We start from the raw sequence: 23,454 nt of genomic DNA, 5'->3' as shown, positions 1-23,454 counted from the left end.
CGCATCCTTGATCCATTCCTCATACCCGCCTAGGGTATCATTTGACAGATATACCCCCATAGGGTATACGTCAAGGCATGCAGAAACAGACAAAAGCCGCTTGCTTGAAACGCCTGAGCCGGATCGAAGGTCAGGTGCGTGGCATCGCCAAGATGGTCGAGGATGACCGGTATTGCATCGACGTCGTCACGCAGATCTCGGCCGTTCGCGCCGCCCTTCGCCGTCTCGAAGAGGAAGTTCTGAAAGATCACGTTGCACATTGTGTCGAGCACGCGATCGCCAGCGGCAACTCGGCTGAGCAGCGCCGTAAGGTGGCGGAATTAATGGATGTGTTGGCCCGCTCTTCGCGCTGACCTGGATCAACTTTCGTCAGACAAGGAAAATCGGCTTTTATCAACATTGAGCGTTTCTTCGTTACAATTTGAAATACCGCCCATGCGTCGATGCCATTGATTTGCCACGCCGATGACGACTTCAGACATCACATGTTGAACGGCGGAAATGGCGTTCCGATCTGTTCAGCCATGACTGCCCTACGGGTAAATCAAAGAATGCGCGGGATTCAATGAAAGCAATCATTCTGTCGATCGTCGGCGTGTCGGCGTTAGCCGGTTCGTCGACCCTGGCCTCAGCCCAGCAGTGGCAACAATGGAATGACCCACGCGGCGCACCCGTGCAGGGCTATTCCCAGTATGGCTACGACGAACCGCAGGATGACGATCGCTACTTCGATCAGCAAGACGGCCCGCGCGCCGATAATCGCTACGGCGATCCCGACAGCGACCCGCGCCGCTACGATCCCCGCTACAACGGCAACCGCGACGGCGGCTATTACGCGCCCTATCCGGGGCGGCGGGTCTACGGCAGCGACGGCTACGATAAATATGGATACGATCGCGACGATGATGGCGCGTGGGACGCAGCGCCCTCTCGCGAAGAAGAAGAGCGGTTAAGCAGGTCGCAGGGCGTCAGCGGCGGATCGCGGCCTTACATCCGTCCTGTGGCGCCGCCGAAGGTGGCCTTCAACGCGCCTTATGCGCCGGGCTCCATCGTCATCGATACCAGCGCGCGCAAACTCTACTACGTGCTCAACACGCGCACGGCTTACGCCTATTCGATCGGCGTCGGCCGTCAGGGTTTTGCCTGGACCGGTAAGGAAAAAGTGTCCCGCATTGCCGATTGGCCGGATTGGTATCCGCCCGCAGAAATGCGCCGGCGCCAGCCGGGACTTCCTGTACGCATGCTCGGCGGCATCGGCAATCCGCTCGGCGCCAAGGCAATCTATCTCGGTAACACGCTGTATCGCATCCACGGCACCAACGAGCCGAAGTCGATCGGCAAGGCGATGTCGTCAGGTTGCTTCCGTATGATGAACGCGAACGTTCTGCATCTGGCGTCTCTTGTGCATGTGGGAACCGAGGTGACGATCGTGCGCTCGCTGAGCGGTCGCGTGGCTTCCTCAGAGAAGTCGCGGTCGAAGCCGGCTGAGCGGCCGTCGGTGAAGACCTCCGCGGCTGCGCAGAAAGCGGACCCGCAATCGCCGCACATCATCAATCGTCAGTCAGAACGGCAAGCCGAGGACGATGGCTGGGACCCTTATAATGGCTGGCATTGACGCAATGCCACGTGTGCGGGGCCAAAGGCATCGTAGCGCCTATGCATCGTCGTCTTTCTCCGGCGGCGGATTGCCGTTCTTGTCCCAAGTGATGAACGGATAGCGCGCGAGGTTGGAATTGCCGTAGCGGCGGTCGTTGGTCACTTCGCGCCCGGCCCACTGCGGCAACGCCAGCGCCTGATCCGGACTTTTGAGTTCGGCTTCGGCGAGCACCAGACCTTTATTCGCGCCTTCGAAGACGTCGACACTCCATACGACGCCGCCATAGGGCACATCGTAGCGCATCTTGCTGATGATCGGCTCGACGCTGAACTGCTTGATCATCTCGACAGCGTCGGCTTTCGGAATCTCATATTCGTATTCATGCCGGACCAGCATGCCCGGTTCGCTTTTGAGCGTGATGTAGCCCTTGTCACCGTAGATGCGAATGCGGGCTCGGAGCAGCGGCGTGCGCGCGAAATAGCCCTGCAGAATGCGTTCAGAACCCGTCACCGCCTCTCTCCAGGAGGCGTCATGGATCAGAAATTTTCGTTCGATTTCGAGTGCCATGCGGTCTCCCGTCGTCCGTGCCGCAAACGAAGAACTGCGACGCGTCGCACAGACTGTAGCTCGTTCTGACGGCCGGAATGTTGCTGCTTGGTTTCCGGAGCAGTACGAATTGTTGGAACCGCATGCGACGACCTGTTGGAGCCGAGCCGGCGGGAGTTTGCGACCAAGCGGAACTCTCCCGCCGTCGCAACGTAGCAGTTAGGTCCGCGCGCTCCGTTTGCCATTGATCCAGGCCAAGAGAACGCGACGAAAACATTGCTCTTGCATATTGTTCGGAAAATCCGATCTAAGGTACATAAACCCTCCAAACCGGAACCGGCCCATGAAAATCGATTTGACCGATAAGACCGCCCTCGTAACTGGCTCGACGGCCGGTATCGGACTGGCCATCGCGAAAAGCTTAGCTCAGGCCGGCGCCAAAGTGGTGATCAATGGCCGCAAGCAGGAGACGGTCGATAAGGGCATCGCCGCCGTGCACAAGGCATGCAACGCCGCGGCTGTTACGGGTGTCGCTGCCGACGTCGCAACCGCAGCGGGCTGCGATGCCTTGATCAAGGCGGTGCCGTCAGTCGATATCCTGATCAACAATGCCGGCATCTTCGAGCCGAAGCCCTTCTTCGAAATTCCTGACGCAGATTGGATGCGCTTCTTCGAGACGAACGTGATGTCCGGCGTGCGCCTGACGCGCGGCTACCTGAAGGGTATGCTTGAGCGTAACTGGGGCCGCGTGATCTTCATCTCGTCGGAGTCGGCGGTGAACATTCCCGTCGAGATGATCCATTATGGGTTTACCAAGACCGCGCAGCTCTCGATTGCCCAAGGCGTCGCTCAACTGACGGCCGGAACCAACGTCACCGTCAATTCCGTCCTTCCGGGGCCGACGCTCTCCGAAGGTGTCGATGACTTCTTGAAGTCGATGGCCGAAGCTGCAGGCAAGAGCACGGACGAGATGGCTGCAACGTTCGTGAAAGAACACCGCCCAACATCGCTTGTTCAGCGGTTCGCGAGCGTCGAAGAAGTCGCCAACATGGTTGTGTACGCGGCGTCCAAAGAAGCCTCCGCCACCAATGGTGCAGCGCTCCGCGTTGAAGGTGGCATTCTTAGAACCATTGGCTGATCGCAGCCGGCCTCCTCGGCGTCATGCCGAGGAGCCATTGCGCAGATGAAAAGCGGATGCTCGGGACAGTTACGCGTGACTGCCCGGAGCACCACAGCTCGATCTGGAGATCAATTCTGCGGCTGCTTAGGTGGCACTTCGATCTTTACGCCGGGAGCTTCGATCTTCGTGCCTTCATTGCCCTTTTCGATATGCGTATAAGGCGCATCGATCGTTGTCTCGCCGCCCGGCTTATTGGTTTCGACTTTCGCAGCCGGCGTATCGACAAGCACTTCCGTGTGTGAATGCCGATAGGCCGTCACGGCGCCGATGACGACGCCCGCAGCGATCAGGCTAAGCGCAATGAAGATGAGAAGTTGGCGGGTTTGCACAGGCATCCCTCCCTTTTTCGTTTTTTAGCAGAATCTTGTTGTAACGCGATGCGGCCGGAAAAGTTTCTTCACGGATTAATTTTCAGACCGCTCATGGTTCCGCTGAACGGGCGACAATTTCCAGCTTCGGCTCGCCCGAGGCATCCGGCTTGAGTGTGTAAAGTTTTTTGTTTTCCGCCGTTACCTTCGCGATTTCCGTTGCCGACGAGAAGACGCCGCCAGGCTTGGTAATAAGGAGCTGCTGTTGCGAGCACGATGAGTGAACGACAGAAACTCCAGGCTTCAGGTCATAGGTCTTGCTTCCATAGGAATAGCTGAGTTCCACCATTGCGAAATTCTTGATCTGGAATGTCAAGATTTTCGAAGCAGGCTGGCCGAACAATTCGACCGATATGAACTTCGGCTTGGCGCCTGGAGCGCGCGCAACGCCGACGCCGATTTCGGACACGCTGGCGCGAAGAATGTTGGCGCGATGCGGCGGTGAGTTCATCCAGCCAGCAATGGCTTGCAACGCAAGCTCGCCAGTATCGAAGCCGCCGATGTTCTGGTCCATCGCGAGGTTTTCGGCGATATCGCAATGTTTGTAACCGACGCTCTCGGCGCGCTGGGCCGGTGTCCGGCCGTCTGCGGTGTGTGAAAACTTGCCGCTCGTTGCCACCTTCTGCGCAAATGCGCGCGCGGCCTTGGCCAGCATGGCATTGACCTTCAGCGCCGGCAGATTTTTTTCCCGACGCACTTCGTTCGTCATTTCGACGATGTGTTTTTCAACCTGAGGCAGGTCTGGCACGAGCGCCGCCATCGTTCATCCATTCTGGCCATCTGATCCCCTGGTTCTAAGAGGAATAGCGGCCCTCACATGCGGATGCTATCCCGTCCGATCAAGGAGCCCAACGGACTGTGGATTTTGTGTCGCGCCGCTCGGCTCGGGGACTTGTGCCGCATTGCGCCCAAATGGCGCGTCCCTGCAACTCTTGCCGTCCGCAGCGCTGCCCTAGGCTTGAGCGCGCCTCGGCAGCGCTGTAGAGGGATGCGCCATGAGTGACAAACCGATTCTTCCGGGCGATGGCCCCATTGAGCCCGTCGAGCTCAGAACTGCTCTCGAAGAGCGCTATCTGGCCTACGCCCTTTCGACCATCATGCACCGTGCGCTGCCCGACGTGCGCGACGGCCTGAAGCCCGTTCATCGGCGCATACTTTATGCTATGCGCGAGCTTAGGCTCAATCCCGAGGGCGGCTTCATCAAATGCGCCAAGATCGTGGGCGAGGTGATGGGCGACTATCACCCGCACGGCAACCAGGCGATCTACGACGCTCTTGCGCGTTTGGCGCAGGATTTCGCGGTGCGCTATCCGCTGGTCGATGGCCAGGGCAACTTCGGCAATATCGACGGCGATAATCCGGCTGCTGAGCGTTACACCGAAGCGCGCATGACCGACACTGCGGCGTTGATCCTCGAAGGCATCGACGAGGAGACGGTCGACTTCCGTCCCAACTACGACGGCCGCGTCGAAGAGCCGGTCGTGCTGCCGGCTGCTTTTCCCAATTTGTTGGCGAACGGATCGTCCGGCATCGCGGTCGGCATGGCGACGAACATCCCGCCGCACAATGTCGACGAATTGTGTGCCGCGCTTCTGCATCTCATCAAGCATCCGAACGCCACGATCGAGAAACTTGTCGAGTTGGTTCCCGGTCCTGACTTTCCGACCGGCGGCGTGATCGTCGAGCCGCGCGCCCAGATCCTCGAAGCCTATAAGACTGGCCGCGGCGGCTTTCGCTTGCGCGCGCGCTGGGACAAGGAAGAGACTGGGCGCGGCGGCTATCAGATCGTCGTCACCGAAATTCCCTACGGCGTGCAGAAGGCGAAGCTGATCGAAAAGATCGCCGACCTGATGAGCGAGAAAAAGCTTCAGCTCTTAGGCGATGTCCGTGACGAAAGCGCCGAAGAGATCCGCCTAGTGCTCGAACCCAAGAGCCGCACGGTCGATCCCATCCTGCTGATGGAAAGCCTGTTCCGCGCGACCGAGCTTGAAGTGCGCGTCAGCCTCAACATGAACGTGCTGTCGGGTGGCCAGATCCCGAATGTGCTCGATCTGCGCGACGTGCTCTGGCAGTGGCTGGAGCATCGCATCGAGGTTCTGGTTCGCCGTTCGACGTACCGCCTGAAAAAGATCGAGCATCGTCTTGAAGTGCTCGACGGCTACCTGATCGCCTACCTCAACATCGACGAGGTGATCCGGATCATCCGCCGCGAGGACGATCCCAAAGCCAAGTTGATGTCGAAATTCAACTTGAGCGACGTCCAAGCCGAAGCGATCCTGAACCTGCGCTTGCGCTCGCTGTCGAGGCTCGAAGAAGTCGAGATCAAGGCTGAGCACGACAAGCTTTCGAAAGAACGCCGCGAATTGAAGCAGCTTCTGAAGTCGGAAGAACTGCAATGGGAGCGCGTCTCCGAAGAGGTCAAGGAAACGCGCGAAAAGTATTCCAAGAAGACGCCGCTCGGCCGCCGCCGCTCGTCATTCGCCGACATGCCCGACATCGACATCGATCTCGATGCGGCGCTCGTCGAGAAAGAGCCGATCACCGTCATCATGTCTGAGAAGGGCTGGGTGCGCGCGCTGAAGGGCCACCAGGACGACCTGTCGAAGCTCGAATTCAAGCAGGGCGACGGCCTGAAACGCGCCTTGAAGGCGTTCACGACCGACAAGCTCGTGCTCTTCGCAACGAACGGTAAATTCTTCACGCTCGAAGCGGGTTCGCTGCCGGGCGGGCGCGGTCACGGCGAGCCACTCCGCCTTATGATCGATCTTGAAGAAAACCACGATATCGCCGAGCTGTTCGTCCACGATCCGTCGCGCAAGCTGCTCGTCGCCTCGACCGGCGCTTACGGCTTCATCGTGCCGGAAGCCGAAGTCATCGCCGCGACGCGCAAGGGCAAGCAGGTCCTGAACGTCAGCGAACCCGAGGAAGCCCGAGTTTGCGTGCCGGTTGATGGCGACTACGTCGCGACCATCGGCGAGAACCGCAAGATGCTCGTTTTCAAGCTCGACGAGGTCAACGAAATGACCCGCGGCAAGGGCGTCATCCTGCAGCGGATCAAGGACGGCGCGCTGTCGGATGCGCGCGTGTTCAAAAAGTCCAACGGCCTGACCTGGCTCGACAGCGCCGGCCGCGAATTTTCGCTGTCGTGGAGCGAACTGAAGGAATGGGTCGGGGAGCGCGCCCAAGCAGGCAAGGTGGCGCCCAAGGGCTTCCCGCGGTCAAATTCGTTCGGTCCCCGATTTTAGTCACACCTGTTGACTGCCGGACCTTGTGGCATTCGCTGCGCGAAGCTACGACTGCCGGCTATGGGTGGGTATCTGAAACGGACGGCTTCCAGGGCCGGGGTCTCGTTGCTGGCGATAGCGTGTGCCGGGTCGGCCGCATGCGCCGTGGAGGCGACGACGGGTTGCTCGAAGGAAGACTTTGAAGCGGTCGTCGAAGAGGCGGCCGGAAGCCTGCGCGACCTTAATTTGAAGAACCGCCCGCCCTTCCAGGAAAAACTGCGCGCGCTGAAAGACAAGCGGCACTGGAGCCATGACGAGTTCATGGAAAAGGCAAAGCCGTTCGTAAGAGACGATAAAACCGTCATCTATGACCAGACGACCAACGAATTGCTGTCCGAGATCGCCATGATGGGCCAGCAGGGGGCCGAGGCCGACACGCCCGATTGCGCACGCATGCAGGATTTGCGCGAGCACATGAAAAAGCTCATCGATACGCTATCGGCGAAGTGGGCCTACATGTTCCAGAAGCTCGATGCCGAACTCGCGAATTGATCGAGTTCGGTACTTATCTGTCATCCCTCGGCATAAAGCTCAGGACACGCTCCATCGGCATCCGAGGTGTGGCAGGCGCAATTACCGCGGAATGTCTTCGTCGTCAGGCGCGCGTTCCCAGCGGTCGGGGCCAAGACGTTCCTGCGGCTTGAAGCGTGTCTTGTACGCCATCTTCCGCGAACCCTCGATCCAATAGCCGAGATAGACGTAGGGCAGTCCGATCCGGCGCGCAAAGGCAAGGTGTTCGAGGATCATGTACGTTCCAAGGCCCGCATCGACATCGTCAGGATCATAGAAGCTGTAGACCATCGAAATGCCGTCGCTCAGCCGGTCGCACAGCGCAACTGCTTTGAGCGGCCAGGTATCGAAGTCGAGATCTTCGGCCCCCTCGGGCTTTTCGCGATATTCGGTAAGGAACGTCTCGATGACCGTATCTTCGACCATCATGCGATAGTCGAGCATCGTCATGTCGGCCATGCCGCCGTCGCTATGGCGCGCGTCGATGTAGGCGCGAAACAGCCGGAACTGCTCCATGGTCGGCGTCGGTGCCGTACGCTGGGCGACGAGACGCGAATTCCTTTTCCATGCCCGTCGCATCGAGCGGTCGGGCTCGAACTGGTCGGCGAGCACGCGAACGGAGACGCAGGCTTGGCAGCCTTCGCAATAAGGCACGTAGGCGATGTTCTGGCTGCGTCGGAAGCCGGTGGTCAAAAGGCGATCGACAAGCTCAGGCGGCTTGTCGTGCGTCAGGTGCGTGAAAAGCTTGCGTTCGAGCTTGCCTGGTAAGTAGGGGCACGGCTGCGGCGCCGTCACGTAGAATTCTGGAAACTTCTTTTGCTGCTCCGTCATTCAGACGCGTCCCTCAGGGCTCCAGCGATTACTGATGATAGGAGGATGAAGACTCCAAATTCAAGGTGCTGGAGATCACTACGCAGCATCAATAGTGAATGTCAGGCAAAATTGTAGAAGCATAGCTGAGCAAAATACGCCTTTTTCGACAATGCGGGTGCCAGTCATGCGCGCAAGGCGCTGCGTTTTGTAGGCAACTTAACCTGAAGTGGGTGCCCCGAGATGGGACGCCCCTGTGCCTGCATGCCGGGAATTCGCATACCGCGGCGCATCGCAATCGCGCAGCAAAGGTCCATTGCGGAGGAACCAGCCGGCTCCAGACAGGCCTCCCTCGGCGCCGGGGCGAATGCGCTGCACCGATAGTCCAAATCCGGATTATCCGTAATGACCGGAAATCTAAACCTTGAATTCCGGCGAGGGCGCTCTCGGGATGCGGGCGCCGTCCGCGCCGACTTGGCTCGCCACGCCGTAAAGGGTGCACGCCAGGACAAGGGCAACGAACATGATGCCCATCCAGAGCGCCGAACGGCGCACAAACCAACCGACGGTAAGAGTTCCGGATGCGCGCGCATCATCCCACGCCGCGCCTTCGGCCCGCTCGACACTTTGAGTAGTCATATGCTGATCTGCCGCCTTAGAAACTTGCCTCTGCGACTCGCCCGATCACATCGCCCCGACACCCCCATCCGCACAAGACGACCATGCGCGCTTTTGGTGAAAATCGAATCGGATGTGGCATCCGCGCTGCTTATCTGCCGCGAGGAAGAGAGTGGCAAGGCCAAACCGTGGCAAATTCGATACGCTTTGAAGGCGACATGAGGGCCAATCCGCAACAGGAGCCGCGGCAAATATTCCTGACCACAGATTAGGCAGAAAGTGCGACAGCCTTGTTCTTGTGCACGGGAAAATTTCCCGCATACTTGGCTCGATCAGTCCAAAAACGAATAAAAAACGATCAGAGGAACCGTCCAGGGCACACCGCAATCGCTCCCGCGAGCGATTAACGCTTCAAACCTGGAGGCCCCATGATCGAACTCGTCGTCGCCGTCTGCCTGATCGACCAGCCGAGCCGTTGCAAAGACGTCACGCTGAATTTCGAAGGTCAGAGCGTCAGCGCCAGCCAGTGCATGACCAACGGTCAGATCGAGATGGCGAAGTGGATTGGTGACCACCCCAACTGGGTTATCCAGAAGTGGCACTGCGGTATGGCCGGACGCTCCGCCGACCTCTAGGAAAACTTATAACGAGCCGGCCAGTTGACAGGCCGGTTCCGCGTCGGCTCCCTGTGGCTCAAAAAGCTTCAGGGGAACGCCAACAATGTCGACATCATCGAACGTCAAGTTCGCGACGGCAGCCGTGCACGCCGGAGCAGCGCCCGATCCCACGACCGGCGCGCGTGCCACGCCGATTTATCAGACGACGTCTTACGTCTTTAATGACGTCGACCATGCCGCCGCCCTTTTCGGGCTGGAGGCGTTCGGCAACATCTATACGCGCATAACGAACCCGACTCAGGCGGTGCTAGAAGGGCGCCTCGCGGCGCTGGAGGATGGCTCAGCCGCGCTGGCGCTTGCCTCCGGTCATGCCGCGCAGTTTCTGGCGTTCCATACGCTGCTTGAGCCGGGCGATGAGTTCATTGCCGGGCGGCAGCTCTACGGCGGTTCGGTCAACCAGTTCAACCATTCGTTCAAGAAGTTCGATTGGAACGTCGTCTGGGCGGATGCAACAGACCCGCAATCGTTTGCCCGCGCCGTCACGCCGAAGACGCGTGCGATATTCTGCGAAAGCATCGCCAACCCCGGCGGCGTTGTCGTGGACCTCCCGGCCATTGCAGCCGTCGCGAAAGACGCAGGCGTACCGTTTATCGTCGATAATACGCTGGCGACGCCCTACCTCTGCCGCCCGAAGGATTTCGGCGCCGACATCGTCGTACACAGCCTGACTAAATTTATTGGCGGCCACGGCAACTCGATCGGCGGCGCCATCGTCGATTGCGGCACCTTCGACTGGCTCGGAAGCCGCCACCATTACAAATCTCTGGTCAATCCGAACCCCTCCTACAACGGCCTGAAGATTGCCGAGGCCTTTGGGCCGATGGCGTTTGCCATCGCGGCGCGCGTTCTGGGGTTGCGCGACCTCGGGCCCGCAATCTCGCCGTTTAACGCCTTCCTGCTGTTGACGGGTGCCGAGACCCTGCCGCTCCGCATGCAACGGCAGACCGACAACGCGCTTGCTGTCGCCGAATGGCTCGAAAGGCAGCCGAAAATCGCCTGGGTTAGCTATGCCGGGCTGCCGTCGAGCCCCTGCCACGCGCTGCAGAAAAAGATTTGTCCAAAAGGTGCAGGTGCCGTCTTCACGTTCGGGCTCAAAGGCGGATATGAAGCGGGCGTGAAGCTCGTTTCGGGCTTGAAGCTCTTCAGCCTTCTCGCCAACATTGGCGACACGCGAAGCCTTGTCATCCATCCCGCATCGACGACGCACCGGCAGCTCCGGGACGATGAGAGACGGGCTGCGGGGGCGGGGCCGGATGTCGTCAGATTATCGATCGGCATCGAAGACATAGAGGACATCATCGGCGATCTCGAACAGGCGCTCGCTGCTGTCTAGACGTCAACGGGAAAGGGACCATGAACCACCAGCTTGTTCTTCAATTTCAGGGCGACGACGACGATACGCTCGACAAGGTCATCGCGCTGGAAGATCGCCTGATCGAAGCCCTCGGTAACTCGACGTCGGCCGAAGTAGACGGGCACGAGCCCGGTGACGGCGTGATCAATCTCGTGTTGCTGGCAAAGAACGCAACGAAGGTCTGGGAGAAGATCGAGCCGATCGTGGAAGACGCTTCTGACGAGCTCGATATCAACGCCGTCGCGTTCCGCTCGCTCGATGGCGAGGATTTCACGGTTCTCTGGCCGGTCGATTACGAGGGCGAATTCGAATTGGCATGAAGTCATGCGCCGCGTCTCAGCGCGGCGCAGACGTTCTTCAATGCGCTTTGACGTAAGCGCCGGGGGCGTCCTCGATCACGCCGAGCGTGCTGCCGGGAACGCGCGCCGGCACCCAACCGCCCGACTGCTGCGACAGCCATTCGATCCAGTACGGCCACCACGAGCCTGGATGCTCGACGGCGGACGCCTGCCAATCGGCGATGTTCGTCATTGCCGTGCCGTCGGTCCAATACTGATACTTGACCTTGTTCGGCGGATTGACCACGCCCGCGATGTGTCCTGATCCGGCAAGCACGAACTCGACCGGGCCGCCGAACATCTGAATACCGCGGAATACCGACGGCGCTGGCGCGATGTGATCCTCACGCGTCGCCACCGAGAAGATCGGCAGCGTAATTTTCTTCAGGTCGAGATGAACGCCACCGAGCGTCATGTCGCCTCGTGCCAGCCGGTTCTCGTTATAGAACTCGCGCAGATAGAACTTGTGATTGGCCGCCGCCATGCGCGTCGAATCCTGGTTCCAGTAGAGCAGGTCGAACGGGAACGGCTTCTTTCCGAGCAGGTAATTGTTGACGACATACGGCCAGATGAGGTCGCGCGGCCGCATCATATTGAAGACGTTCGCCATGCGCGACCCGTCGAGGAAGCCGCGCTCCGACATCAGCGCGTCGAGACTTTCGAGCTGCATGTTGTCGGTGAACAGCAACAGATCGCCGGCGAGCGAAAAGTCGACTTGTGTCGTCAGCAACGTGCAGCATTGGAACGGCTCTTCGCCGCGCTGGGCGAGATAGGCGAGGCCGGTCGCGAGCGCCGTTCCGCCGACGCAGTAGCCGAGCACGTTGATCTTATCGAGCCCCGTTTCCTTCTGTACGGCCCGCACCGCTTCGAGGATGCCTTCCAGCACGTAGTCCTCGAAGGTCTTGTCGGCGAGCTTTTCGTCCGGATTGACCCACGAGACGATGAAAACGGTGAAACCCTGGTCGACGACATACTTGATCAGGCTCTTCGAAGCCGTCAGGTCGAGGATGTAGTATTTGTTGATCCACGGCGGGATCATGATCAGCGGCCGCTCGCGGACTTTCTCCGTCGTCGGACTGTATTGAATGAGCTGCAGCAATTCGTTCTGGAAAACGACCTTGCCGCCCGTCGTCGCTAGATTGCGGCCAAGCTCGAAGGCGTTCGCGTCGGTCTGACTGATCTTCATCAGATCGCCGGAACGCTTCATATCCTCCGCCAGCAGATTGGCGCCCTTCAGCAGGTTCTCGGCGTTTGACGCCAGCGTCTCGCGCAAGACCTCCGGGTTCGTCACTGGGAAGTTCGTCGGCGAATAGGCGCTGGTGAGCTGTTTCAGATAGAACTCGGCGCGATGCCGTTCGACCGCGTCGAGGTCTGGCGTCGAGGCCAACTGATCCTCGGCCCATTTGCACGCCAGAAGATAAGCCTGTTTGCAGAAATCGAAGAACGGGTTGTGATCCCACTCCGGGTCCTTGAACCTGTGATCCCCGGCAGCCGGTGCAATGAGCGGCGGCACGTCCTTGTTCAGCATACGGGTCAGGACGTTGTTCCAGAGAGCCGCGAACTGCCGGAAGAACTCGGCCTGTGCCTCGGACAGCTTAACTGGGTCGGACAGCCATTTCCGGACCAACGCGGTCAATGTCTCGGTCGCGGCCGAAAACTCGCTCGCGGGCGAATAGGGACCCATCTTGGCGTCGGGACGCTCCGCAAGCTGAGCAAGCGCCGTGCTGCCCTGCTCGAACGCTTTCAACAGGTTTGTAGCAAACGCCTCGGGATCCGGGATGCGGTAGGCCGAGAAAAGCGGCGGCAATTCGTGGCTATCTTGCGGCATGGCGGCTTAAGAAGCTTTCTAAGGTTTTTTATCCGTTGGCACGGTACGCGAGTTCGCCAAAACCCTCGACGACAGTGCCGTTAAGAGGGGAGTCGAAGCAAGTGCGAATCGGTCATGTTGGCCCTTCGCAGTAGGTAGGTGGTGATGGCGCCATCATGACCGCGTCACGTTTGCTCCCGCAGTGCGAAAATAATGCGAAACCGTGCCCTTTCGCCCCGTTCGGTGCTACCTCGCGCCGCGGTACTGGACGGACCATGGGCCGCAAGCGTAAAGAGGCGTGCGGCCAAGCATTATCGCGAGCCTGGGCTTTGGTTAAACGACCGTTGATCAGCTTCGCAGCCGCCATATGAATTTCGCCGCGATTTGCTGCGGTGCCGAGGGATAAAGATCTTTGAGCGAAGAGTTTCACCGCATCAAGCGCCTGCCACCGTACGTTTTCGCGGAAGTCAACCGTTTGAAGGCGGCTGCCCGAGCACGCGGCGCGGATATTATCGACCTCGGCATGGGCAATCCCGATATGCCGACGCCGAAGCATATCGTCGATAAGCTCATCGAGACGATCAACAAGCCGCGGACGCATCGCTATTCGGCCTCGAAGGGCATTCCGGGGCTGCGCAAGGCTCAAGCTGCTTATTACGAGCGCCGCTTCGGCGTGAAGCTCGATCCTGAGACCGAGATCGTCGCGACGCTCGGCTCGAAGGAAGGCTTCGCCAACATCGCACAGGCGATTGCTGCACCGGGCGACATCGTGCTCGTGCCGAACCCGACCTATCCGATCCACTCGTTCGGTTTCATCATCGCGGGCGCCGCTATCCGCCATCTGCCGGCATCGAACGGCGAGGATTTTCTGCGCGCGATGGAACACGCGGTAAAGCACTCGATTCCGAAGCCCCTCGCCGTCGTCATGTCGTATCCGTCGAACCCGACGGCCATGACGGTCAGCCTCGACTTCTACAAGGAAGCCGTGGCGCTGGCGAAGAAGCTCGACATCATCATTCTGTCCGACATCGCCTATGCCGAGCTTTATTACGATGACAACCCGCCGCCGTCCGTGCTGCAGGTTCCCGGCGCGAAGGACATCACTGTTGAGTTCACGTCGCTGTCGAAGACCTACAACATGCCCGGCTGGCGCATGGGCTTTGCTGTCGGCAACGAAAGGCTGATCGGTGCGCTTGCGCGCGTGAAATCCTATCTCGACTATGGTGCCTTCACGCCGATCCAGGTCGCCGCCGCCGCAGCACTCAACGGCCCGCAGGATTGCGTCGACGAAATCCGCGCCATGTATAAGAGTCGCCGCGACGTACTCGTTGATAGCTTCGCAAAAGCAGGGTTTCCCGTGCCGCCGCCGCCCGCAACGATGTTCGCCTGGGCGCCTGTACCGGAGCGGTACCGCCACATGGGCTCCGTCGAGTTCGCCAAGATGTTGATCGAGAAGGCCGACGTCGCCGTCTCGCCGGGGGTCGGCTTCGGCGAATACGGCGAGGGCTTCATTCGCATCGCGCTGGTCGAAAACGAGCAGCGCATTCGCCAGGCTGCCCGTTCGATCAAGAAGCTTTTCTCCGAGCCGGCAGAAGCGTCGGCCGATATGTCCCGCCCACAGCAGTCCGCAATCCGATAATCGACGACATGGAACCTCTCACCCTTGGTATTGCCGGACTAGGCACGGTTGGCGGCGGTTTGCTTGGACTGCTGCAGGCGAACGGTCCGCATTTCGCAAACATCGTCGGTCGCGAGATCCGCGTCACCGGCATTTCGGCCCGCAACCGCAAGAAAGAGCGCGGCATCGCCGTCGACAATGTCGAATGGTTCGATGATCCGGTCGCGCTCGCGGTGCACCCGTCGAACACTGTGTTCGTCGAGTTGATCGGCGGCGAGGACGGCATCGCCAAGGCGGCTGTCGAGGCAGCACTCAACGCCAAGAAGCACGTCGTCACCGCGAATAAGGCGCTGCTCGCAAAGCACGGCGTCGAGCTGGCACGCTTGGCCGAGAAGAACGGCGTCGCGCTGAACTTCGAGGCCGCCGTCGCGGGCGGCATTCCCGTCATCAAAACGCTACGCGAAGCGCTGGGCGCCAACCGCGTCAGGCGCGTTTACGGCATTCTGAACGGCACCTGCAATTACATCCTCTCCAAGATGCAGTCGGAGAACCGCGCCTTCGACGACGTGCTGAAGGAAGCGCAGGAACTGGGCTACGCCGAAGCCGATCCGACATTCGACATTGGTGGCTTCGATGCCGCGCATAAGCTTGCGCTGCTGACGAGCCTCGCCTTCGGCACCCGCGTCGCCTTCGAACAGATCCACGTCGAAGGCATTCAATCGATCACCCAGGCCGACATCGAGGCCAGCGACAGCCTCGGCTATCGCATCAAGCTGCTGGGCGTTGCGACGGAAACGGAGACCGGCATCGAGGCACGCGTTTCGCCCGCGCTGGTCTACAAGGATTCCGCCATCGCCGAAGTTTCCGGTGTGACGAACGCCGTCGCGATCGACGGCGATTTCTCCGGCAACATTCTGCTCGTCGGACCGGGCGCGGGCGCGAAGCCGACCGCGTCGGCCGTCGCCGGCGATATTCTCGATATTGCGCGCGGCCTGATCGTTCCGCCGTTCGTAACACCGACCGCCAAGCTCAAGGCGCACAAGCGCGCCAAGCTCGATCAGCATTACGGCTCTTATTACGTGCGTCTGGCGCTTTACGATAAGCCCGGCGCCATGGCCGCTGTCGCGAAAAGCATGGGCGATCAGCAAATTTCGCTGGAAAGTATCGTCCAGCACCGGCCGCAGACGCTGCACGCGCCGCGCATCGGCGGTCGCGCGCCGACGAACAAGGACCAGCCGGTTATCATCATCACGCACGAAACCACCGAACAGGCCGTGCGTAAGGCTCTCGAAACCATCGAGAAAGATGGCATCGTCACCGAGCGCCCGCAAATGATACGCATCGAAGAGCTTTGAACGAAACCTTGGGCACCGCGGAAGGACATGGATCATGAGCAGGGCTGAACAAGCAAACGGCACGCACGGGCCGGGTCTCGATCGAATTTTGGTGCTCGAACTGGCGCGCGTGACGGAAGCTGCCGCCATTGCCGCCGCTCATCTGGTCGGACGCGGCAACGAGAAAGCTGCCGACAAGGCTGCGGTTGACGCCATGCGCCGTGAACTCGGCCGCGTCGAAATCCGCGGCACGGTCGTCATCGGCGAAGGCGAGATGGACGAAGCGCCGATGCTGTACATCGGTGAGAAGGTCGGCACCGGCGAAGGCCCGGAAGTCGATATCGCAGTCGATCCTCTCGAAGGCACGACGATCTGCGCCAAGGCGATGCCGAACGCCCTTGCCGTGCTCGCAATCTCGGAGAAGGGTGGCCTGCTGCACGCCCCTGATATGTACATGAACAAGATTGCAGTTGGTCCGGGTTACCCGAACGGCGTCGTCGATCTTGATGCAACGCCTGCTGACAATCTCAACGCCCTTGCCAAGGCGAAAGGCGTGCCGATCCATGAGATCATGGCTTGCATTCTCGACCGTCCGCGCCACGCCGACCTGATCCGCGCCGTCCGCGAAGCCGGTGCCGGCGTGCAGCTCATTCCCGACGGCGACATCGCGGGCGTCATCTGGACGACGGACCCGAAGGAAACCGGCATCGACATTTACATGGGGTCGGGTGGCGCGCCGGAAGGTGTCCTCGCGGCGGCAGCTCTCCGCTGCATCGGTGGCCAGATCCAGGGCCGTCTGATGCCGATGAAAGACGAAGAGCGCATTCGCGCCGAGAAGATGGGCATTTCCGACATCAAGCGGAAGTTCTGTCTCGAAGATATGGCTTCCGCCGACGTCGTCTTTTCCGCAACCGGCGTCACTGACGGTTCGTTGCTGAAGGGCGTGCACATTCGCGGCGACTTCGCGGAAACGGAAACCGTCGTCATGCGCTCGAAGACGGGCACCGTCCGCCGCATCAAGTCGCGGGTGCGCAACGTCGGCTCGCGTTTCGTCTGATCTCGCAGGCCATCCGCTCGCCGGACTCATATCTCCTTGTGGAGACAACGCGAGCGGATGCCGCCTCACGGCCCGAATCGACCTACAACCTGAGGCGATTGAGGCCGATCATACGAAACGGCGGGGAAACGATTGCGCCCAAATCTCGCGACAGTTGAACAGGACGCCGGCACTGCCGAGCGTTCGTTTCTCGGAGTGACCAAAAGCGCCCGCGGTTTTGCGTGGCGTGAGCGTCTTCCTGAGCATCAGAAGCAAATCGCAACCGCGATCAGCCAGCGCCACGGCTTGCCCGATCTGATCGGACGCGTACTCGCCGCGCGCGGCGTCGGCTTGGACGCGGTGCCGACGTTCCTCGATCCGACGCTGAAAGCGCTGATGCCTGATCCGAGCACGCTGCGCGACATGGACAAAGCTGCCGCGCGCCTTGCCGACGCCGTGCAGGGCAAACAGAACGTCGCGATCTTCGGTGACTACGACGTAGACGGCGCTTGCTCGTCGGCGCTGATGAAACGCTTTCTCGAATTCCACGATACGCCCGCGCGCATCTACATTCCGGACCGATTGTTCGAAGGCTATGGTCCGAACGTCGCCGCTATTGAAGGCCTCGTCAACGAAGGTGCAAAGCTCATCGTCACGGTCGACTGCGGTACGACCAGCTATGAGCCGCTCGCCGCCGCGCGCAAACTCGGCGCCGATGTCGTCGTCATCGACCACCACCAGGCTGACGAGCGCCTGCCGGACGTGACGGCGCTGGTCAATCCGAACCGTCAGGACGACATTTCAGGGCAGGGGATGCTCTGCGCCGCGGGTGTCGTCTTTCTCGTTCTCGTCGCGACAACGCGCGAACTCCGCCGCCGCGGCCATTACAGCGGGGCACGCGAGCCCGATCTGCTGGCGCTTCTCGATATGGTCGCGCTGGCGACCGTCGCCGACGTGGTGCCGCTCGTCGGCCTCAATCGCGCGTATGTGAAAAAGGGCCTCGCGGTCATGCGGGCGCGCGAGAACGTCGGCTTGACCGCGCTTTCCGACGCCGCCGGTCTCTCCGTCGCGCCGACGCCCTACCACTTGGGATTCATCCTCGGACCGCGCATCAACGCAGGCGGACGCATCGGTAATGCCGCACTTGGCGCGACGCTGCTCTCATCGTCCGATCCAACGGAAGCGCAACGCATCGCCGAAACGCTTCATCGGCTCAACAAGGAACGCAAGGATATCGAGACGGCCGTGCTCGAAGAGGCGATGGCGATCGCCGACCGGCAGGTGACGGATAACCCCGATCGCGCGATCCTTGTTGTCGGTTCTGATGCTTGGCACAAGGGCGTGGTCGGACTTGTCGCGAGCCGTCTGGTCGAACGCTTTCGTCGTCCGGCCTGCGTCATAGCCTGGGATGCAACAGCGATGGGCACCGGCTCGCTACGCTCGGTTCCCGGCATAGATCTCGGCGCTGCCGTGCGTGCCGCTGTGACCGCAGGCCATCTGGCGAAGGGCGGTGGACACGCCATGGCGGCCGGTCTGACGGTCAGCCGCGACAGCCTTGCGCCGCTCGAAGCCTTTCTGCAAAGCCACCTCGGCGCGGCAGCACAAGGTGTGGGCGACATCGCGCATCTCGATATCGACGCTTCGCTCGTCGCGTCGGGCGCTACGTCCGATTTGATGGACCTGATCGAACGCGTGAGCCCCTTCGGTCAGGGCAATTCCGAAGCCCGCTTCGCGCTTCCCGCGCACCGCGTGAAATTCGGCAAGATCATCGCCGACGCACACGTCCGCGTCATTCTCGAAGGCGGCGACGGTTCGCGCGTCGACGGCGTCGCATTCCGCGCCGTAGGCCAGCCGCTGGGCGACCTTCTGCTGTCGGCAAGCGGGATGCCCCTCCATGTCGCAGGCCACCTGCGCAAGGACACCTGGGGCGGCCGCGAACGCATTGAAATGCAGATCGAAGACGCTGCCGATCCCCGCCGCCAGTAGGAATTTGCGCCCCTTTTTGAGATGGCCCATCCTGTCGCAGGAAATAGGGGCGACGGCGGCTTGCCAAAGGCGCCCAAAGCCGCTTATACGGTGCCCCTTGTTGCCGACGGACGCTCCCTTCGTCTATCGGTTAGGACGTCAGATTTTCAATCTGAAAAGACGGGTTCGACTCCCGTAGGGAGCGCCAGTGCGGAAAAAAGCGCATTGAATTCACTGAATTTTATTCGGCTTTTGTCCCGCCGAGAAAAGCGGGAATGTCATTCAACCTTCTTTATCCGACGAAGCGGATGCATTTCAGCCCGCGCCGACGACCGCTTTCGTACAGTTGCGGACCTCATACCGCCGTTGCACCCATTTAGCTTTAGCTGTCGGTCTTACGCCGCATTGCGCGATAGCGGCGGGGCGACAAGCCTTAGAGCCGATGGAACAGCTTCGAGAATGCAGCGCTCGTTTCGTAGCCAACCCTCAGGGTAAATTGCCAGCGCGACTTCGCGCACAATGAAAGCCGACACATCTGAAATGGCAGCCATAGCCTCGCGCCTCAAAGAGATTCCAGCCAGCATTTGGGCTCTAGGCTTTGTCTCCATGCTGATGGACATCTCGTCGGAGATGATCCACGCATTGCTGCCGATCTATCTGGTTACCGTGCTCGGCGCTTCCACGCTGACGGTCGGCGTAATCGAGGGTATCGCTGAAGCGACAGCTGCGATCACCAAGATCTTCTCGGGCGCTCTGTCCGACTGGCTCGGCCGACGCAAGGAATTGGCCGCACTGGGTTACGGCCTGGCCGCCTTGACCAAGCCGATCTTTCCTCTGGCGCCAGACGTCGGATGGCTCGTTGTCGCGCGCTTCATCGACCGCGTCGGCAAAGGCATCCGGGGTGCGCCGCGTGATGCGCTCGTCGCCGATCTTGCACCGCCGGAGTTGCGTGGCGCGAGCTTCGGTTTGCGCCAATCCCTCGATACGGTCGGGGCATTTATCGGTCCGGCTATTGCTATTGCCTTTATGTGGCTCACCGCCGACAGATTCACGACCGTGTTCTGGGTGGCTGTCCTTCCGGCATTTCTCGCTCTGGGACTCATTCTCTTCGCCGTACATGAGCCTAAGCGCCCGGCCGATGTGCGTGTCGTCAAATCCCCTTTAAGCCGTGCGGAAATCGCACGCCTCGGACCTGCTTTTTGGCGAGTTGTAGCGATTGCGACGGCGTTCACTCTCGCACGATTCAGCGAGGCGTTTCTCATTCTCAAAGCCCAGGCCGTGGGGCTGCCCATTGCGCTGGTTCCTGGTGTGCTTGTGCTGATGAATGTCGTCTACGCGCTTGCCGCCTATCCGGCTGGCGTGCTGTCAGACCGGTTTGATCGCGAGACCATCCTCATCGCGGGGCTGGGTCTGCTCATTCTGGCCGATGGAGTGCTGGCGTTTTCCTCTACGATCGCTACGGCAGCGCTTGGGATTGCACTGTGGGGCCTGCATATGGGTGTGACTCAGGGATTGCTGGCGACGTTGGTCGCCGACACCGCGCCACCAGAACTGCGTGGTACGGCTTACGGGATGTTCAACCTCACGACCGGCATCGCCCTTCTCGCTGCCAGCGTGCTTGCCGGAGGGCTATGGGAGGGCGTTGGGCCACAAGCGACGTTCCTGGCGGGAGCATTCTTTGCGATCGTGGCGCTCGCAGGGCTTTTGGTTGCGGCTCGGGCGACAAAAAGCTAAACGCACATCGTCCGCGTCTCAGCTCCTGCCAAACAGCAATTCAACCGGTTACAGTCAGCTTTTTGGTGATTGCCGGTGGCTCGCTCAGCTGTCCGGCTATCTCGCTGATCGTCAATTCCTCGAAATCGCCCAGCAGCACGTCCGATAACGAATGAGCAATCCCGCCCGGCGAAATAACCAAGCGTCGCTCTGGGTCGAAAACAGTGAGGCCCAACGCGATGAACGTCATCGCTGGCCTGCAACCATCTTTCGACCCAGTCGACGAAGCATCCCTAAAACGGATCGACTCCGTCTTCCAATGCCACGCTATTCTTCGTTTGCGCTGAGCAGCGGCGTCACAGCGGTGAGCACAGCCAAGCGCCTAAGCAGGCTTTGGGCGTCGTCACTTTGCATGCGATCTGCGAGGAATGACATGTCGTCATGCCAGAGCCATCATCGCATTTCGTGTGGACCGGGCCCTTGCCCACGCGGCCTTGCCCATAGATGACATTTGCAAGCCCGTGCGTCGAGAAGAGGTAGGCGATATCGTGAGTCATAGCTTCGCCGACCGCTCCGACCTTGACGCAATTACCAGCCTGGGCTGTTGCCGAAAGTGCGCTGAAGGCCACCGCGGCGGCCAAGCCGAGTTTCAAAGAACGCATTTGCCCCTCCAAAATTAGTTTATCCCGTTCACGAAACTAGATGAGCTTTGCTCTCGGCGACAGAACCGGGCTGACGCATGCCGGGTTATACGGAAAGAAAATTGGAAAGCGTGCCGCATTTGCCACCCATCCTGCGGCTTGGAGTGCTCAGCGCGAACAATCCGTAATCATCCGGAATAAAGTCTCATATGAGCCGTTGCAGGGGTTCCTTCTTCTGCATCCGGGAACTTAATGGGCCTTCTCAAGGTAACGTTGGCGAAACTGAGCAGGCCCTTCGCCAGCAATTTGCCCAAACGCCTTTGCAAATGCGCTCAGCGACGAATAACCGACTTCGATCGCGACATCGCTCACCCGTCGTCCGCGAATCAAAAGCCCCATGGCCATCTGAATTCGCGCCTGCGCAAGCCAAGCTTGCCAAGTCATGCCGGTTTCTCGCGCGAACGATCGACGAAAAGTGCGTTCCGACTGCGCGGCGATTGCTACGGCCTTCGATAGCGAAACAGTGCTGAGATCAGCCAAGGCATAGTCCATAGCGCGGCGGATAGATGGATGTTGAGCGCTGGGCAAGAACAACGGAAGTTCGCTTTCCAGCCATTCACCGCACAGCAGCGCTAATGTGCGTAAGAAGCTGTCAGCCAGCGGATCGCTCTCGCTGGCGCCGAGCGGCCAACGAACCGCATGCAAGATCATTCCCTGCATCAAGCGGCTCCCGATCAAAATTCGCACATGCCGCGTCTCGTCTTCGATGGCATCCGGCGAAAAATACAGGGAGGCAACGCCACCCGTAACCATGGAGCGATGCAGGGTTTCTGCGGGAATCCATGCCGCGCGGCCTTGCGGAAGGATATGACGCCCGCGCCCCGTCTCAATCTGCGCAGGACCGCCCGTCGCGTAGATTAATTGATGATAGTCGTGTGCGTGCCAATCGTAGAGAACGTCGCGCGCCGCATCGACGAAAGCAAAGCCGACGCCGGACGGACTGTCGAGACCGTAAGCGTGAAGGGCGTTTCGGGTTTCAAGGGCATTGAGAGTCTGCATGGCCGATTTTCGCTCTTATCTGGCCGGTGATCGTTAGCCGGTCAGATCGCTTCTGGCTATCATCCTGTTCGAACAGAGAGGATGATATGAGCATCGCCAGCCATAACCAACGTATCGTCGACCAGTTCACCCGCTGGGCGAAGCCGTTTTCTGAACTTCCCATTCACGCCGAGAGCGGAGCGATGACGCGTACGCTTGAGGCTTGTGCCTTGAAGTCGGAATTGGACGTTCTCGACGTCGCTTGCGGCCCGGGCATTCTTGCCTGCGCCTTGGCACCCCATGTGCGCACCGTGACCGGCATCGACATAACGGCCGCCATGATCGAGCAGGCGCGGGCGCGGCAGGGGAAGGCCGGGCTGCAAAATCTGGAATGGCATATCGGTGATGCGGTTGCACTGCCCTTCGAGACAGGCAGCTTTGATCGAGTGACGACGCGTTACAGCTTTCATCACATGCCCGAACCTGCTGCCGCGCTCGCGGAAATGAAGCGCGTATGCCGTCCCAACGGACGCATCATTGTCATCGACGCGACACCTTCACCAGAAACGCAGTTTGCCTACGACGAAATGGAGCGGCTGCGTGATCCCTCTCACGCAAGTGCATTGACCTTGGATCAACTCCGTGAAATCGGCAGAGAAGCTGGGCTCGGCGAAGTCATCATTGATGCTTACCGTCTCGAAGCCCAGCTTGAAACATTGGCTGAAGCATCCGATATGCCTGCACTTACCACGATATTCGATGCAGACATCGCGTCCGGCGAGGATCGTATTGGCGTTGCAGCCTGGCACAGCCCGACCGGCATCCGGTTCCACTTCCCCATCTCGATCATTGCATGGGAGCCGCGGAGCGTGGGCGGATGAGCCGTAGGCAGTTCCGTCGGCGCGTCGTCCGCTCGATCTAAGGCATCCTCCGTAGTCCGCACCATCGCAGCGCCAAAGCAACGCGGGACGCCGCTCCCGCGCCCCGCTAAATTGCTTGGCAGGATGGGCATGAGGGGGA

Annotated in this window: 23 protein-coding genes and 1 tRNA gene; 15 read left to right on the top strand and 9 right to left on the bottom strand. The window is 60.2% G+C overall.

Features of this window, described 5'->3' with window-relative positions:
• The first annotated feature begins 77 nt into the window (after positions 1-77).
• Both HYPMC_RS11590 and HYPMC_RS11585 read left to right on the top strand, forming a co-directional pair.
• Positions 78-353, top strand: a complete 276-nt coding sequence (locus HYPMC_RS11590) for a metal-sensitive transcriptional regulator (protein WP_013948133.1) — start codon at positions 78-80, stop codon at positions 351-353.
• A gap of 212 nt (positions 354-565) precedes the next feature.
• A complete protein-coding gene (locus HYPMC_RS11585) occupies positions 566-1,615 on the top strand; it encodes a L,D-transpeptidase (RefSeq protein ID WP_013948132.1) in 1,050 nt (349 codons plus the stop codon).
• Between the two features lie 39 nt (positions 1,616-1,654).
• Here the strand turns inward: HYPMC_RS11585 and HYPMC_RS11580 are convergent, their stop codons facing one another.
• Positions 1,655-2,164, bottom strand: coding sequence for a CYTH domain-containing protein (locus HYPMC_RS11580; protein ID WP_013948131.1), 510 nt, complete (start codon positions 2,162-2,164; stop codon positions 1,655-1,657).
• Between the two features lie 322 nt (positions 2,165-2,486).
• Between HYPMC_RS11580 and HYPMC_RS11575 the strand changes: the two genes are divergently transcribed.
• The gene (locus HYPMC_RS11575) at positions 2,487-3,281 is read left to right on the top strand and encodes an SDR family NAD(P)-dependent oxidoreductase (RefSeq protein ID WP_013948130.1); all 795 of its coding nucleotides are present in this window, start codon (positions 2,487-2,489) and stop codon (positions 3,279-3,281) included.
• A 110-nt stretch (positions 3,282-3,391) separates the two neighbouring features.
• Here HYPMC_RS11575 and HYPMC_RS11570 read toward each other — a convergent pair whose 3' ends face one another.
• Both HYPMC_RS11570 and HYPMC_RS11565 read right to left on the bottom strand, forming a co-directional pair.
• Positions 3,392-3,658 (bottom strand): hypothetical protein, encoded by a 267-nt coding sequence (locus HYPMC_RS11570; protein ID WP_155831241.1) that lies wholly within the window; start codon positions 3,656-3,658, stop codon positions 3,392-3,394.
• An 85-nt stretch (positions 3,659-3,743) separates the two neighbouring features.
• Entirely contained in the window at positions 3,744-4,451 is a 708-nt protein-coding gene (locus HYPMC_RS11565; protein ID WP_013948128.1) for a CAP domain-containing protein, read from the bottom strand.
• Positions 4,452-4,686: 235 nt separating this feature from the next.
• Here HYPMC_RS11565 and parC point away from each other — a divergent pair, with 235 nt between their 5' ends.
• Positions 4,687-6,936, top strand: a complete 2,250-nt coding sequence (parC, locus tag HYPMC_RS11560; RefSeq protein ID WP_013948127.1) for a DNA topoisomerase IV subunit A — start codon at positions 4,687-4,689, stop codon at positions 6,934-6,936.
• A 144-nt stretch (positions 6,937-7,080) separates the two neighbouring features.
• Positions 7,081-7,467, top strand: coding sequence for a hypothetical protein (locus HYPMC_RS11555; RefSeq protein WP_244421022.1), 387 nt, complete (start codon positions 7,081-7,083; stop codon positions 7,465-7,467).
• 81 nt (positions 7,468-7,548) lie between these two features.
• Here HYPMC_RS11555 and HYPMC_RS11550 read toward each other — a convergent pair whose 3' ends face one another.
• Together HYPMC_RS11550 and HYPMC_RS11545 are read right to left on the bottom strand one after the other, a co-directional pair.
• On the bottom strand, positions 7,549-8,316 hold the full coding sequence (locus tag HYPMC_RS11550; protein ID WP_013948124.1) for an arginyltransferase: 768 nt from the start codon (positions 8,314-8,316) through the stop codon (positions 7,549-7,551).
• Positions 8,317-8,712: 396 nt separating this feature from the next.
• Complete coding sequence (locus tag HYPMC_RS11545) at positions 8,713-8,934, bottom strand: hypothetical protein (RefSeq protein ID WP_013948123.1); 222 nt, start codon at positions 8,932-8,934, stop codon at positions 8,713-8,715.
• A gap of 407 nt (positions 8,935-9,341) precedes the next feature.
• On the opposite strand from HYPMC_RS11545, the gene HYPMC_RS11540 reads away from it, so the two are divergent.
• The 3 genes from HYPMC_RS11540 to HYPMC_RS11530 all read left to right on the top strand — a co-directional run bounded on the left by HYPMC_RS11540 (position 9,342) and on the right by HYPMC_RS11530 (position 11,264).
• Positions 9,342-9,548 carry a hypothetical protein gene (locus tag HYPMC_RS11540; RefSeq protein ID WP_013948122.1) on the top strand — a complete coding sequence of 69 codons (207 nt, stop codon included), beginning with the start codon at positions 9,342-9,344 and terminating at the stop codon, positions 9,546-9,548.
• An 85-nt stretch (positions 9,549-9,633) separates the two neighbouring features.
• Positions 9,634-10,923, top strand: coding sequence for an O-acetylhomoserine aminocarboxypropyltransferase (locus tag HYPMC_RS11535; RefSeq protein ID WP_013948120.1), 1,290 nt, complete (start codon positions 9,634-9,636; stop codon positions 10,921-10,923).
• Between the two features lie 20 nt (positions 10,924-10,943).
• Positions 10,944-11,264: a hypothetical protein gene (locus tag HYPMC_RS11530; protein WP_013948119.1), complete on the top strand. Its 321-nt coding sequence runs from the start codon at positions 10,944-10,946 to the stop codon at positions 11,262-11,264.
• Between the two features lie 37 nt (positions 11,265-11,301).
• Here HYPMC_RS11530 and HYPMC_RS11525 read toward each other — a convergent pair whose 3' ends face one another.
• On the bottom strand, positions 11,302-13,110 hold the full coding sequence (locus tag HYPMC_RS11525) for an alpha/beta hydrolase (protein ID WP_013948118.1): 1,809 nt from the start codon (positions 13,108-13,110) through the stop codon (positions 11,302-11,304).
• A gap of 391 nt (positions 13,111-13,501) precedes the next feature.
• Between HYPMC_RS11525 and HYPMC_RS11520 the strand changes: the two genes are divergently transcribed.
• The 6 genes from HYPMC_RS11520 (at position 13,502) to HYPMC_RS11495 (ending at position 20,776) form a co-directional block, all read left to right on the top strand.
• Entirely contained in the window at positions 13,502-14,728 is a 1,227-nt protein-coding gene (locus HYPMC_RS11520; RefSeq protein ID WP_013948117.1) for an LL-diaminopimelate aminotransferase, read from the top strand.
• An 8-nt stretch (positions 14,729-14,736) separates the two neighbouring features.
• Positions 14,737-16,062, top strand: a complete 1,326-nt coding sequence (locus HYPMC_RS11515; RefSeq protein ID WP_013948116.1) for a homoserine dehydrogenase — start codon at positions 14,737-14,739, stop codon at positions 16,060-16,062.
• A gap of 34 nt (positions 16,063-16,096) precedes the next feature.
• On the top strand, positions 16,097-17,098 hold the full coding sequence (gene glpX, locus HYPMC_RS11510; RefSeq protein ID WP_013948115.1) for a class II fructose-bisphosphatase: 1,002 nt from the start codon (positions 16,097-16,099) through the stop codon (positions 17,096-17,098).
• A gap of 132 nt (positions 17,099-17,230) precedes the next feature.
• Positions 17,231-19,063 carry a single-stranded-DNA-specific exonuclease RecJ gene (gene recJ / locus HYPMC_RS11505; protein ID WP_013948114.1) on the top strand — a complete coding sequence of 611 codons (1,833 nt, stop codon included), beginning with the start codon at positions 17,231-17,233 and terminating at the stop codon, positions 19,061-19,063.
• Between the two features lie 112 nt (positions 19,064-19,175).
• Positions 19,176-19,250, top strand: a tRNA-Glu gene (locus HYPMC_RS11500).
• A gap of 332 nt (positions 19,251-19,582) precedes the next feature.
• A complete protein-coding gene (locus HYPMC_RS11495) occupies positions 19,583-20,776 on the top strand; it encodes an MFS transporter (RefSeq protein ID WP_244421021.1) in 1,194 nt (397 codons plus the stop codon).
• Between the two features lie 40 nt (positions 20,777-20,816).
• Here the strand turns inward: HYPMC_RS11495 and HYPMC_RS11490 are convergent, their stop codons facing one another.
• From HYPMC_RS11490 to HYPMC_RS11480, 3 genes are all read right to left on the bottom strand, one after another.
• On the bottom strand, positions 20,817-21,005 hold the full coding sequence (locus HYPMC_RS11490) for a hypothetical protein (protein ID WP_013948112.1): 189 nt from the start codon (positions 21,003-21,005) through the stop codon (positions 20,817-20,819).
• Positions 21,006-21,111: 106 nt separating this feature from the next.
• Positions 21,112-21,417: a hypothetical protein gene (locus HYPMC_RS11485; protein WP_013948111.1), complete on the bottom strand. Its 306-nt coding sequence runs from the start codon at positions 21,415-21,417 to the stop codon at positions 21,112-21,114.
• A 228-nt stretch (positions 21,418-21,645) separates the two neighbouring features.
• Complete coding sequence (locus HYPMC_RS11480) at positions 21,646-22,455, bottom strand: helix-turn-helix domain-containing protein (RefSeq protein ID WP_013948109.1); 810 nt, start codon at positions 22,453-22,455, stop codon at positions 21,646-21,648.
• Between the two features lie 86 nt (positions 22,456-22,541).
• Between HYPMC_RS11480 and HYPMC_RS11475 the strand changes: the two genes are divergently transcribed.
• Positions 22,542-23,315, top strand: coding sequence for a class I SAM-dependent methyltransferase (locus HYPMC_RS11475; protein ID WP_013948108.1), 774 nt, complete (start codon positions 22,542-22,544; stop codon positions 23,313-23,315).
• Positions 23,316-23,454 lie beyond the last annotated feature (139 nt).

Source organism: Hyphomicrobium sp. MC1 (assembly GCF_000253295.1).
GTDB lineage: Bacteria > Pseudomonadota > Alphaproteobacteria > Rhizobiales > Hyphomicrobiaceae > Hyphomicrobium_B.
The sequence above is the reverse complement of the archived record's forward strand: the minus strand, read 5'-3'. Positions and strand labels throughout refer to the sequence as shown.

Coding starts and splice junctions, on each gene's coding strand:
- HYPMC_RS11590 (WP_013948133.1), top strand. CDS start 78: ATGCAGAAACAGACAAAAGCCGCTTGCTTGAAACGCCTGAGCCGGATC.
- HYPMC_RS11585 (WP_013948132.1), top strand. CDS start 566: ATGAAAGCAATCATTCTGTCGATCGTCGGCGTGTCGGCGTTAGCCGGT.
- HYPMC_RS11580 (WP_013948131.1), bottom strand. CDS start 2,164: ATGGCACTCGAAATCGAACGAAAATTTCTGATCCATGACGCCTCCTGG.
- HYPMC_RS11575 (WP_013948130.1), top strand. CDS start 2,487: ATGAAAATCGATTTGACCGATAAGACCGCCCTCGTAACTGGCTCGACG.
- HYPMC_RS11570 (WP_155831241.1), bottom strand. CDS start 3,658: ATGCCTGTGCAAACCCGCCAACTTCTCATCTTCATTGCGCTTAGCCTG.
- HYPMC_RS11565 (WP_013948128.1), bottom strand. CDS start 4,451: ATGGCGGCGCTCGTGCCAGACCTGCCTCAGGTTGAAAAACACATCGTC.
- parC (WP_013948127.1), top strand. CDS start 4,687: ATGAGTGACAAACCGATTCTTCCGGGCGATGGCCCCATTGAGCCCGTC.
- HYPMC_RS11550 (WP_013948124.1), bottom strand. CDS start 8,316: ATGACGGAGCAGCAAAAGAAGTTTCCAGAATTCTACGTGACGGCGCCG.
- HYPMC_RS11545 (WP_013948123.1), bottom strand. CDS start 8,934: ATGACTACTCAAAGTGTCGAGCGGGCCGAAGGCGCGGCGTGGGATGAT.
- HYPMC_RS11540 (WP_013948122.1), top strand. CDS start 9,342: ATGATCGAACTCGTCGTCGCCGTCTGCCTGATCGACCAGCCGAGCCGT.
- HYPMC_RS11535 (WP_013948120.1), top strand. CDS start 9,634: ATGTCGACATCATCGAACGTCAAGTTCGCGACGGCAGCCGTGCACGCC.
- HYPMC_RS11530 (WP_013948119.1), top strand. CDS start 10,944: ATGAACCACCAGCTTGTTCTTCAATTTCAGGGCGACGACGACGATACG.
- HYPMC_RS11525 (WP_013948118.1), bottom strand. CDS start 13,110: ATGCCGCAAGATAGCCACGAATTGCCGCCGCTTTTCTCGGCCTACCGC.
- HYPMC_RS11515 (WP_013948116.1), top strand. CDS start 14,737: ATGGAACCTCTCACCCTTGGTATTGCCGGACTAGGCACGGTTGGCGGC.
- glpX (WP_013948115.1), top strand. CDS start 16,097: ATGAGCAGGGCTGAACAAGCAAACGGCACGCACGGGCCGGGTCTCGAT.
- HYPMC_RS11495 (WP_244421021.1), top strand. CDS start 19,583: ATGGCAGCCATAGCCTCGCGCCTCAAAGAGATTCCAGCCAGCATTTGG.
- HYPMC_RS11490 (WP_013948112.1), bottom strand. CDS start 21,005: ATGACGTTCATCGCGTTGGGCCTCACTGTTTTCGACCCAGAGCGACGC.
- HYPMC_RS11485 (WP_013948111.1), bottom strand. CDS start 21,417: ATGCGTTCTTTGAAACTCGGCTTGGCCGCCGCGGTGGCCTTCAGCGCA.
- HYPMC_RS11480 (WP_013948109.1), bottom strand. CDS start 22,455: ATGCAGACTCTCAATGCCCTTGAAACCCGAAACGCCCTTCACGCTTAC.
- HYPMC_RS11475 (WP_013948108.1), top strand. CDS start 22,542: ATGAGCATCGCCAGCCATAACCAACGTATCGTCGACCAGTTCACCCGC.